General features: G+C 59.8%; 10 protein-coding genes and 1 tRNA gene. 7 read left to right on the top strand and 4 right to left on the bottom strand.

Annotation, left to right across the window (positions count from 1 at the left end; all coding sequences use genetic code 11):
* Positions 1-186 (bottom strand): helix-turn-helix domain-containing protein (locus SYN63AY4M2_RS07960; protein ID WP_143597433.1); only part of this gene is annotated, 186 nt, incomplete at its 3' end.
* Between the two features lie 69 nt (positions 187-255).
* On the opposite strand from SYN63AY4M2_RS07960, the gene SYN63AY4M2_RS07955 reads away from it, so the two are divergent.
* The 5 genes from SYN63AY4M2_RS07955 to SYN63AY4M2_RS07935 all read left to right on the top strand — a co-directional run bounded on the left by SYN63AY4M2_RS07955 (position 256) and on the right by SYN63AY4M2_RS07935 (position 3,755).
* Positions 256-705 carry a DUF305 domain-containing protein gene (locus SYN63AY4M2_RS07955; RefSeq protein ID WP_240530512.1) on the top strand — a complete coding sequence of 150 codons (450 nt, stop codon included), beginning with the start codon at positions 256-258 and terminating at the stop codon, positions 703-705.
* Positions 706-817: 112 nt separating this feature from the next.
* Entirely contained in the window at positions 818-2,434 is a 1,617-nt protein-coding gene (locus SYN63AY4M2_RS07950; protein ID WP_011431519.1) for an apolipoprotein N-acyltransferase, read from the top strand.
* Positions 2,435-2,516: 82 nt separating this feature from the next.
* Positions 2,517-2,589: transfer RNA gene (locus tag SYN63AY4M2_RS07945), tRNA-Thr, on the top strand.
* Positions 2,590-2,747: 158 nt separating this feature from the next.
* The gene (gene cbiT, locus SYN63AY4M2_RS07940; protein WP_011431520.1) at positions 2,748-3,353 is read left to right on the top strand and encodes a precorrin-6Y C5,15-methyltransferase subunit CbiT; all 606 of its coding nucleotides are present in this window, start codon (positions 2,748-2,750) and stop codon (positions 3,351-3,353) included.
* Positions 3,354-3,542: 189 nt separating this feature from the next.
* Positions 3,543-3,755: a hypothetical protein gene (locus SYN63AY4M2_RS07935; RefSeq protein ID WP_049749797.1), complete on the top strand. Its 213-nt coding sequence runs from the start codon at positions 3,543-3,545 to the stop codon at positions 3,753-3,755.
* Between the two features lie 59 nt (positions 3,756-3,814).
* On the opposite strand, the gene SYN63AY4M2_RS13610 is transcribed toward SYN63AY4M2_RS07935, so the two are convergent.
* Positions 3,815-4,018: a hypothetical protein gene (locus SYN63AY4M2_RS13610; RefSeq protein WP_143597410.1), complete on the bottom strand. Its 204-nt coding sequence runs from the start codon at positions 4,016-4,018 to the stop codon at positions 3,815-3,817.
* A 778-nt stretch (positions 4,019-4,796) separates the two neighbouring features.
* Here SYN63AY4M2_RS13610 and SYN63AY4M2_RS07925 point away from each other — a divergent pair.
* Positions 4,797-5,048 (top strand): ferredoxin-thioredoxin reductase variable chain, encoded by a 252-nt coding sequence (locus SYN63AY4M2_RS07925; protein ID WP_011431523.1) that lies wholly within the window; start codon positions 4,797-4,799, stop codon positions 5,046-5,048.
* Here the strand turns inward: SYN63AY4M2_RS07925 and SYN63AY4M2_RS07920 are convergent.
* Positions 5,045-5,518 (bottom strand): hypothetical protein, encoded by a 474-nt coding sequence (locus SYN63AY4M2_RS07920; protein ID WP_011431524.1) that lies wholly within the window; start codon positions 5,516-5,518, stop codon positions 5,045-5,047. The genes SYN63AY4M2_RS07925 and SYN63AY4M2_RS07920 overlap by 4 nt on opposite strands.
* Positions 5,519-5,747: 229 nt before the next feature.
* Here SYN63AY4M2_RS07920 and ftsH point away from each other — a divergent pair, with 229 nt between their 5' ends.
* Complete coding sequence (gene ftsH / locus SYN63AY4M2_RS07915) at positions 5,748-7,664, top strand: ATP-dependent zinc metalloprotease FtsH (protein WP_011431525.1); 1,917 nt, start codon at positions 5,748-5,750, stop codon at positions 7,662-7,664.
* Between the two features lie 172 nt (positions 7,665-7,836).
* Here ftsH and glgP read toward each other — a convergent pair whose 3' ends face one another.
* The gene (gene glgP / locus SYN63AY4M2_RS07910; RefSeq protein WP_041438652.1) at positions 7,837-10,038 is read right to left on the bottom strand and encodes an alpha-glucan family phosphorylase; all 2,202 of its coding nucleotides are present in this window, start codon (positions 10,036-10,038) and stop codon (positions 7,837-7,839) included.
* Positions 10,039-10,239 lie beyond the last annotated feature (201 nt).

Below are 10,239 nucleotides of genomic sequence, written 5' to 3'. Positions count from 1 at the left end.
GGCGTACAAAACGACTCGTTTATCCTTCTTGGGTGCTCTGATGTAACTGTCGAGGTCGTACCTTCTTGCCCTACCGGATGGTGTACGTACTGCATGGATCCAGCCCTTCTGTTCCCATCGCCTCAAGGTGTGGAGGCACACCCCAAAATAATCCGCCGCTTCTCTCGGTTTTACATACCTAGCCATACCAAGCAGCCATACTGAACATACTGGGCATTATTTTCAGTATAGTCCAGCATATCATTGACTAGAGTCATGCTCCACCACGAGGGAGCGGTGAGCATGGCCGCGGAGGCCCTGCAAAAATCCCGGCGGCGGGAAATTCGTCAGTTGGCCAGGGCCATTGGGGTCGCCCAAAGCCAAGAAATCAAGCAGATGCAAGGCTGGCGGCTGAGCTGGTACCCGCTAGCTCCCCAGGAGCCCGTCATGTGGCATGAAGAGATGGGCCACCAGATGGCCATGACTCCAGAAATGATCTCGGCTATGCGCATGGATACCGACCTGGGAGCCGCTGACCCTGAGTTCGATCTGCGCTTCCTGCAAGCAATGATCCAGCACCACGAAGGAGCCCTGGTCATGGCTAGAGAGGCTCTGGAAAAATCCAAGTGCCCCGAGATTCGGCAACTGGCAACAGCCATTGTCACTACCCAGCAAGCGGAGATTGAGCAAATGCGGGCCTGGCAAAAGCGGTGGTATCTGCGCTAGGGCCGCTGGGATCGTTTGCAGGCCTCAGCAGGCTCTGTAAAGATGATGGGATGCGAGCAAGGCCGGCTCTTGCGGCTGCCCGCAGCACTCAGAGGATTCCCCTGCATTGCCAATGGCCCTAGAGCTGCCCTCCTTCCCTCAACACCCGGCTTTGCTCCCACCGCTTCGCCCAGAGTGGAGATCCCGCTGGCTGGCGGGGCTGGCCGTTTTGCTGCTGTGTTTGGGATCCCCCAACCGCTGGCTGCACTGGTTTCCGGGAGCGCTGCTGGGCCTAGCGCCTCTGTTTTACCTTTGCGAACAGCAACAGGGTTGGAGGCAGTGGCGTTTGGCCTATGGCCTCTGGTTTTGCGTGTGCCTGTACGCCTTCTGGGTGGATCCCTTCTCGCTTCAAGTGCTCAGCGCCTGGGAGATCCTGGGAGGAGCAGTGGTGGCTCCCCTGATCCCTCTGTTTTTCACAACAGCCACGGTCTTGAGCTTGGCGCTGAGCCGGCCCCTCCCCCCCTGGGCACGTCCCCTGGGCCTGGCCACGGTCTGGACAGGCCTGGATGGGCTGCTGGGCCTGCTCTGGTGGCCGATCCCCTTTCATTGGGGATCCCTGCTCTTTGACTGGCCCCTGGGGATCCAAATTGCCGATCTCACCGGGATCTGGGGAGTGACCTTTTTTGCCGTGTTCGTCAATGGCGTGGTTTGGCAGTTGGCCGAGCAGCTCCGCTGCCAATGGAGGGCAGAGGGATCCTGCTCGGGGGCCGAGAACCCGGATATCCGGCGCACGCTGGCCTGCGGCTTAGGTCTGGGGGGGCTGGTCTTGGCCTATGGCAGCCTGCGGCTGGCCTACTTTGATGTTTTAGCGGCGGCGGAAGGGGATCCCAGCTTTCGCGTGGGGACGGTGCAGCAGGTGGCCTGGTTGGAAGCCGATCGCAGTTGGGAGTACCGCAGCCAGCGCTACCGGGAGTTGCACCAGCTTTCGGCCCAAGCGGTGGCCGAGGGGGCGCAGTTGGTGATCTGGCCGGAAGGAGCCTTGCGGGCCCGGTTGCTGAACACCCCCCTGCAACCCCATGTGATCGAGCCAATGCGAGCCATCCTCCCCCCAGAAGGGGCTTTGATTACGGGGGCCACGGAGCCGGATCCCCGCACAGCCCACCTGCCGGAGGAGGAGCAGCGATTTTTCAACACCGCCCTCTTCTTCAACGCCCAAGGCCAAGTGCTGGATTGGTTTGGCAAGCAGTGGATCTTCCCCTATTTTGAGTCGGGGCGCTACGCGCCCTCCCCAGATGGCTATCGGCCGCTGGCGGGAGGGGAGCTGTTTGGGCCTTTGGGGGTGATGATCTGCTTGGAGAGTGTATTGCCCGCCCCCAGCCGAACTCTGACCCGCAATGGAGCAGAGTCGTTGATCGTGATCTCCGACGATAGCTGGTTTGGCAACAGCCACTGGCCCATGCTCCACGGCCGGCTTTCGGTTTTCCGGGCGGTCGAAAACCGGCGCAGCGTGGTCTTTGTCAACAACACCGGCGGCAACCTGGTGGTGGATCCCTCAGGTCGACTCCAGCAGGTGGGCCCGATTTTTCAGCGCGGAGTGGTGACCGGAGAGGTCAGGCGGCAATCCCAGGTAACCTTCTACACGCGCACAGGCGACTGGCTGGCCTGGTTAACCTTAGGTCTTTCTCTAGGATTGACGGCCTGGGGATCCCGAGCAGGGCAAGGATGCGCTAAGATTGGTGAGCATCAATAGTCTAAGTCAGCTTTCCCGTCCCGCGTTCCCAGTTTGCGCTGCTGAACTGGCTGAACAAAGGGATGCGGAATTGCTTACCCTTGCTGATGTAGCTCAGTCGGTAGAGCAGCTCACTCGTAATGAGCAGGTCATCGGTTCGAGTCCGATCATCAGCTTTGGAGCCTTGTCCGGCCCTCACGGGGCTACTGACCTAGGCTGGCCTAGCGCGGGGATCCCCTCTCCCAGGAGGGGGACATGAAGAGCGTAGCCAGTTGGTCGGGGCTTCGCCTTATGCTGAGAAGTATGGCCATTTCCCCGGCAGCGGTCTTTGGCAATGGCAACCCCCTTCTCTTGGCCCTATCGCACCCCAGGGATCCCGGACTCCGCCTTTGAGCGGATCCCGGGGATCCCGATGAGCCCCCGCGAGGTACGCGTGCTGGTGCTGAGCCAGTTGCGCCTGGGAGAAGACCACTGCCTATGGGATATCGGCGCCGGGACAGGCACCATCGCCATCGAAGCGGCCATTCTCTGCCCCCGCGCTCGCGTGATTGCCATCGAGCGCGATGCCGAGGTGGTCAGCTTGATCGAGAGCAACTGCGAGAAATTCGGCCTCAACAACGTGCAAGTAATCCAGGGCACCGCCCCCGATTGCTTGCATCAGCTCTCTCCGCCCCCCGATCGCATCTGTATCGAAGGTGGCCATCCCCTACGGGAGATCCTGGAGGCCTCCTGGAACCATCTCAAACCCAACGGCAGGATTGTGGCGACCACCAACTCTCTGGAGGGGCTCTACGGCCTCTCTGCCGGGCTGGCTGCCGTGCGAGCTCATCATGTGGAGGTGATCCAATCAGCCGTGAACCGCCTGGAACACCGCGGTCGCAGCCAACTGTTGCTGCCTCTGGATCCCACCTTTGTGTTAAGCGGGGAAAAATCCAGCTAAATCTTGTAAGAAATCCGTTTATATTTTTTGCAAATCCCTTCGCAAAGTAATGGGCTCAAGAAAATTGGGCTAGCCCAAGCCCTCTTTGGAGATCGGCAAAGCACAAACCTTAAGCTATGCCGATATTTCTAGATTGCAGACTTTCATTTGCCCTTATACCAGAGACAGAGAGCTGCGGATCCCAGGGCCATGGATGAATTGCAACACCCCTTTCCCGAATCACGAGAAGTGAGGCTGCGACAACTGCTAATTCGAGAGCGCTGGCCGGAAATGCTGAAGGGCTGCCGGGCCTGCATCCATTGGGACGACTTCAAGCGACCCGAATGCTGCGGCGACTGCGGCATTGGCGATCGCCGCAGACAAGAAGCAGAAAACCAGCCCAGCAAATCTTCAGGCATTTAGCCTGGGCAGATTCTCCCCATCGGGAGCCGATTCTAGTAGTTATTTTTGCCCAGCAATTTCTACCTTAGGCTCATCAAAACGCCGGAGAGAGGAACTTCTTGGGGAGGCAGCAGAGGCACCTCTACTTTCGCCACTTCCTGCTCGTAAATGCCCAGCTGGCGAGCGGCAGCCGTCGCAATATCCAGATCTCGACCGCGAACAAAAGGGCCCCGAGCCAGAACACCCACCACCACTCTAGGCCTGGGATCCTCAGAATTGGTCAAAGTCTCCCAAAAACGTGTCCGGGAATACACTGATGAGCCCCACGGATCCCAGGTTCCGCAGAGGGATCTTTCGGCTGAAGTCAGTGGGCTTGGGTTGGGGCAATGCTCCCAGAAGCCGGCGCGGCTCCTCAAGGGCGAGGGGATCCCGGAGAAATGCAAACCACTGTATCAATTTCTACATAGTTCTCTACATTCCGCAGTCTTCGTTAGGGGCTGAGCTAGAGTGTTTCCAGCAGGCTCCTGGGGTGGGCTGCCTTTTCAGGAGGCCAAGTGCCGCGACTGATCGCATCAGCGGGCTGGAGGCACTTGGTTAGCAATTGGCAGGAGTAGCGATGCCAGCATCGCAACGGCAAGCTAGGCGCGAGAACAGCCTGGCCAAGCTTCGCAAGGAACGCCGGAGGGCAAGCAGAGGATCTAGGCCCAGCGGCCCAAAACATGTTACAGGTTCTCCCCCAGCCTGAAACCTCCGTAGGGGCGAGGGGGCGTACACAGAAGAGCTTACAGCCGTGTTGGTACCTATGTTTGCCGTGGATGGGAAAACCCCCCTGATGTTAATCAAACCCAGCCCCGCCAGACGGTGGGTAGCAAGCGGCGAAGCCACACTCCCCTGGCAGCGAGGTGAGCGGGGCGTGCGGCTGAAAGCAACCAATCGAGTGAGTTTGCAGGAGGTCGCTCCTGGCAAGCAGCTATGGCAAAATGCCAACCTAGGGTATTGCAAGTTTTTAACGTTCAACGGTTGGAGGGCACGGCTCCTAACAGCGCCGTGTAATGGTGTGTGATGAAAGTCGGAGATCGAGTGCGGGTGCGTACCAGCGTGATCGTCTATCACCACCCGGAACATCGCAATCAACCTTTTGACCTCAAAGGTATGGAGGGAGAAGTGACGGCTGTGATCCAAGACTGGAACGGCCGCCCGATCAGCGCTAATTTTCCCTTTCAGGTGCAGTTTGGGAATAAGTTCCGCGCCCACCTCCAGGCCGACGAGCTGGAGGTGATCGAGGCGAGCCCTTCCTCCGAGCCTGCGGCCTAGGTGAGACCCAGCAGGGTACGGTTGGTTTCCAGAATCGGCTGGATCAAAGCAAACTCCGCGGGGGTGAGGTACTTGGCTATCACCTCTTGCAAGAAGCGGTAGGTAGCCTCACAACTGCGCTGGGTGCGGAAGGCCCGCATCAAGGTCTGAAACCAGTAGAGAAATCGCTCCTTGTAGCGCTGCTCATCGTCTAGGAGCATGGCCAAAGCCGAGAGGCGCAAAACCCGCACGGTGTCGGCTCTCCATTTGTTGCGGAAATCCTCCACCCCTCGCATGAGCAAGTAGGGATCCAGAGCGCGCAGCTTCGCCTCCACCTCGCCGACAATCTGGGCTTCCGCCGCTTGGATTTTGCGATAGGCGCCCAGGCGCAGCTCAAAGGAGGCCAGGTAGCTCTCCATGAACTGCATCTCCTCATCTCTGAGGTAGCGTCCGTCGGCAGCCAGGCTCAGTTGGCGCAGTTGAGTCAGCATGGAGATTCCCTAGAAAACCAAGGAGAGAGGGGGAGTGCGGCCCTTTCGCCCCCGATCCTAGCCGCAAGCCCGTTGACAAAAGTGCGCGATCCTGCGGATCTTCGGCTATTCTCCCCGGCCTCTCAGCCGGGTTAATATTAATTAATAGTCTATCGTTGCAAGAATCCACTCGACCCCAGATGCCATCTGTGAGTTCGATAAAAAGCACCCTTTGGGAGGAAACGCTTCCGTGAGTCAGAAAGGTAAAAACAAAAAATGGAGAAGCGCCGGATTGTACGCGTTGCTGGCCATTGTCTTGATCTCGCTGGCCACAACCTTCTTCGGCACCCGTCCGGCTGAGCGTCTGGAGATCAGCTACTCCGACCTGATGAGCCGCATAGAACGGGGCGAGGTCAGCAAAGTCTTGGTCGAGATCGCCCCCGATGGTCGCCAAATTGCCATTGCCGAGGCGGAAATCAACAACCGCGCCACCCAAGTGCTGGTCAACCTGCCTCCCCTCACCCCCGAGTTTGAGAACACCTTGCTTGCGCAAGGGGTGGAGCTGGCGGTGCGCCCGGTTCAGGAGGAGGGTCTGCTGGGGCGCATCCTCAGCACCTTCTTCCTGCCCGTCTTGCTGCTGCTTGGCCTGTTTTTCCTGTTGCGCCGAGCCCAAAACGGCCCTGGCAGCCAGGCGCTCAACTTTGGCAAGTCGAGGGCAAGGGTGCAGATGGAGCCGAAAACTCAGGTTACCTTCAACGATGTGGCTGGTGTTGACCAGGCCAAGTTGGAGCTGGCCGAGGTGGTGGACTTTTTGAAAAACCCCGAGCGGTACAACGCTCTGGGCGCCAGGATCCCGCGCGGGGTGTTGCTGGTCGGCCCCCCAGGTACAGGTAAAACCCTGTTGGCCCGCGCTGTGGCCGGAGAGGCGGGTGTGCCCTTCTTCTCCATTTCTGGCTCTGAGTTTGTGGAGATGTTTGTTGGAGTGGGGGCCTCGCGGGTGCGGGATCTGTTCGAGCAGGCCAAGCAAAATGCCCCCTGTATTGTCTTCATCGACGAAATCGATGCCGTGGGTCGGCAGCGGGGAGCCGGCCTAGGAGGTGGCAACGACGAGCGGGAGCAAACCCTGAACCAGTTGCTGACCGAGATGGACGGCTTTGAGGGCAACTCCGGCATCATCGTTATCGCCGCCACCAACCGCCCCGATGTGTTGGATGCAGCGCTGCTGCGGCCCGGTCGCTTTGACCGCCAAGTGACGGTGGATCGCCCCGACTTCCAGGGCCGCCTGGAGATCCTCAAGGTGCATGCCCGCGGCAAAACCTTGGCCGCCGATGTGGATCTGGAGAAATTGGCCCGCCGCACCCCTGGGTTTACCGGCGCAGACCTGGCCAACCTACTCAACGAAGCGGCCATCTTGGCGGCCCGCCGCAACCTCACCGAGATCTCGATGGACGAGATCAACGACGCCGTGGATCGGGTGTTGGCTGGCCCAGAGAAGAAGGATCGCCTCATGAGCGAGCGGCGCAAGGAGCTGGTGGCCTACCACGAGGCAGGACACGCCCTGGTGGGATCCCTCTTGCCCAACTACGATCCCATTCAAAAGGTCAGCATCATTCCCCGCGGCCAGGCGGGCGGCCTCACCTGGTTCATGCCCAGCGATGATGACATGGGCCTGACCACCCGTGCCCACTTGAAAAACATGATGACCGTCGCCCTGGGGGGTCGGGTGGCAGAGGAGGTGGTCTATGGCGAGGCGGAGGTGACCACGGGGGCAGCCAGCGACCTACAGCAGGTGGCCCGCATTGCCCGCAACATGGTCACCCGCTTTGGCATGAGCGACCGCCTGGGCAACGTGGCCCTGGGACGCCAGTATGCCAATATCTTCCTAGGCCGTGAGATCGCTGCAGAGCGGGATTTCTCCGAGGAGACGGCGGCCCTCATCGACGAAGAGGTGCGACGTCTGGTGAATGAGGCCTACCAACGGGCCACTTACCTGATCCGGGAAAACCGCGCCCTCTTGGATCGCATCGCCCGCCGCTTGGTGGAGGCCGAAACCATTGATGGGGAAGAGCTGCAAGCGATCATCGACAGCTCGGAGGTGGTGATGCTACCGCCTGAGGAGGAGCCGGAGCCGCTGACCTTCCCGATAACCCTCAACGCTAGTGCCTAGTCTCCATGGACACAGGCCAGGGATCCCTGCCTTTTCGCCTGAGGAGGGCGGGGATCCCGATTTTTGCATGATGATTCCCCTCTCCCAGAGAGAGGTTGGGGGTGGTCGCGTCGGCGGCGCGGCGCGCTTGGGCCATCCCTCAGGGAGAAGGGCTGGGTTGAGGGAGGCTAACTTAGCTAACGACGGCCGAGCCCGACAAGATGCGACTCACCTCCGTTTCGATAGGCTGGGGCTCATACATTTTCAGGACGTACTCAGCCACCATGCGGTCGGTGTTGAAGACCGGGTTGAGGGTGCGGATTGCTTCTTTCATGCGAGCAATCCAGCGGCGCGGGATCCCTTTTTCATCCCGGTCGTAGAACATAGGGATAATCTCGTATTCCAACACATCGTAGAGGGAGCTGGCGTCCAGATCGTCTTGGGCGGCTGGATCCAGACCTTCGATTTCTTGGCCGATGGCCCAGCCATTGCGACCGTTGTAGCCTTCGGGCCACCAGCCGTCCAAAACGGAGAGGTTGAGCCCCCCGTTGAAGCCCACTTTTTGGCCGGAGGTGCCTGAGGCCTCCAGAGGACGCCGCGGGTTGTTCAGCCAAAGATCCACCCCTTGGACCAAATTGCGGCTGACGTAGGCATCGTAATTCTCAATAAAGGCGACCCGGTGAGCCACCTCAGGCCGATTCGACCATTCCACCACCCGTTGGATCAGGCGCTTGCCTTCTTCATCTCGCGGGTGAGCCTTGCCGGCAAAGATAATCTGCACAGGGTACTCTTTGTTGGTGAAGATGCGGGTCACTCGCTCGAGATCGCGCAAGATTAGATCTCCTCGCTTGTAGGTGCTGAAGCGGCGGGCAAACCCAATCGTCAGGATCTTGGGATCCAACAACTGGTTGACGGCCTGGAGACGTTCGTTGCTTTCGCCGCGGTTGCGCCGCGCCCGCAACACCCGGTGGCGGGTAAAAGACACCAACCGCTCCCGCAGGGCTTCCTTGCGCCGCCACAGCTCCTCATCGGGAATTTCTTCCACCTTGGCCCACAGCTCCGGATCCGACACCCGCTCCGGCCAGTCGGGACCCAGGTATTGGTCGTAGAGGTTCCAGAAGAGGGGGGCAACCCAGGTGCGGGCGTGAACCCCGTTGGTAATGGAGCCGATGGGCACCTCCTCCACCGACCGCTCTGGGTAGAGCACATGCCACATTTGGCGAGAGACGCGCCCATGTAACTTGCTCACCCCGTTGGCTGCACGTGCGTAGCGCAAAGCCAGCACCGTCATATTGAAGCGCTCCCAGGGATCCCCGCCGCGCCGCGCCCCCAGAGCCAAAAATTGCTCCCGCGTCAAGCCCAGTTGCGGCCAGAAAGAGGCAAAGAACGCATCCATCTCGTTGGGGCTGAAAGCATCGTGCCCAGCCGGCACCGGCGTGTGAGTGGTGAAGACACACTTTTCCCGCACCTTGGCCTCTGCCGCCTCAAAGGGCGTACCCCGTGCCACCTCCTCCCGCAGCAGCTCCAAAGTCAAGAAGGCAGCATGCCCCTCGTTCATGTGATAGACCATGGGATCCAGGCCCAACTGGCGCAGCAGGCGCACCCCCCCAATGCCGAGGATACACTCCTGGGCAATGCGCGTATCGGTGCTGCCGCCGTAGAGATGGGCAGTAATCCAGCGGTCGATGGGATCATTCTCCGGCAGGTTGGTATCCAGCAGGAAGAGGGGCACCCGCCCCACGTCCACCCGCCAGGCGCGTGCCTTCACCAGCCGCTGCCGCATTGCCACTTCCACCAACAGAGGGCTGCCATCTGGCTGCCGCACCAACGTCAGAGGCAGCGCGTCAAACTCGCAATCTTCGTACAGCTCCCCTTGCCAGCCGCTGAGATCCAGGCGCTGCTGGAAATAGCCTTGGCGGTAGAGCAATCCCACGCCCACCAGCGGCACCCCCAGATCGGAGGCGGATTTGAGGTGATCGGCAGCCAGCATGCCCAGGCCCCCGGAGTAGATGGGCAAAGACTCGTGCAGGCCGTACTCAGCGCAGAAATAGGCAATAGGACGCTGCCAGTCGTAGGTCTTCATGGTGCGCTTGGCCCAGGTATCCTCAGCCGCCATGTACTGCCGATAGGCCTGCACCATGCGATTGAGGGTGTTGAGGTAGTTGACGTCAGTAGCCAAGGCCGCCAAGCGCAAGTAAGAAACCTCCTCCAGCATGCGCACCGGGTTGTGAGAGGTTTTTTCCCACAGGGCGGGATCCATTTCCCGGAAAATGGTGAGGTGATCGGGGTTCCACGTCCACCAATAGTTACGGGCGATCTCGCACAGGGGCGTGAGCGCCTCCGGCAGCACCGGGCAACGTTCGGGAAAAGCGGGGGCTAAAGTGGCAAGGGACATAGGACAGATACCTGGGGTTGAAGCTATAGGCCGGAAAAAGAAGCGGCAGAGGTTAATCGTGCCTGGTAAACGTTTCTAATTTTTTATTATTGAGCCAACTTTGAGAATTCTGGCAGGAGGATTCAGGATCTCTACAAAATCTGCAGCAGCTCCAAGCCAGATTTCCTCAGTCTTTTCCCAGATCTTGCAACAACAATGGCC

Source organism: Synechococcus sp. 63AY4M2 (assembly GCF_002760475.1).
Classification (GTDB): Bacteria; Cyanobacteriota; Cyanobacteriia; order Thermostichales; family Thermostichaceae; genus Thermostichus.
The sequence above is the reverse complement of the archived record's forward strand: the minus strand, read 5'-3'. Positions and strand labels throughout refer to the sequence as shown.

Bases quoted from the DNA above. Each gene is read 5' to 3' on its own strand.
- SYN63AY4M2_RS07935 (WP_049749797.1), top strand. From the start codon at position 3,543: ATGGATGAATTGCAACACCCCTTTCCCGAATCACGAGAAGTGAGGCTG.
- glgP (WP_041438652.1), bottom strand. From the start codon at position 10,038: ATGTCCCTTGCCACTTTAGCCCCCGCTTTTCCCGAACGTTGCCCGGTG.
- SYN63AY4M2_RS07920 (WP_011431524.1), bottom strand. From the start codon at position 5,518: ATGCTGACTCAACTGCGCCAACTGAGCCTGGCTGCCGACGGACGCTAC.
- cbiT (WP_011431520.1), top strand. From the start codon at position 2,748: ATGGCAACCCCCTTCTCTTGGCCCTATCGCACCCCAGGGATCCCGGAC.
- SYN63AY4M2_RS07955 (WP_240530512.1), top strand. From the start codon at position 256: ATGCTCCACCACGAGGGAGCGGTGAGCATGGCCGCGGAGGCCCTGCAA.
- SYN63AY4M2_RS07925 (WP_011431523.1), top strand. From the start codon at position 4,797: ATGAAAGTCGGAGATCGAGTGCGGGTGCGTACCAGCGTGATCGTCTAT.
- SYN63AY4M2_RS07950 (WP_011431519.1), top strand. From the start codon at position 818: ATGGCCCTAGAGCTGCCCTCCTTCCCTCAACACCCGGCTTTGCTCCCA.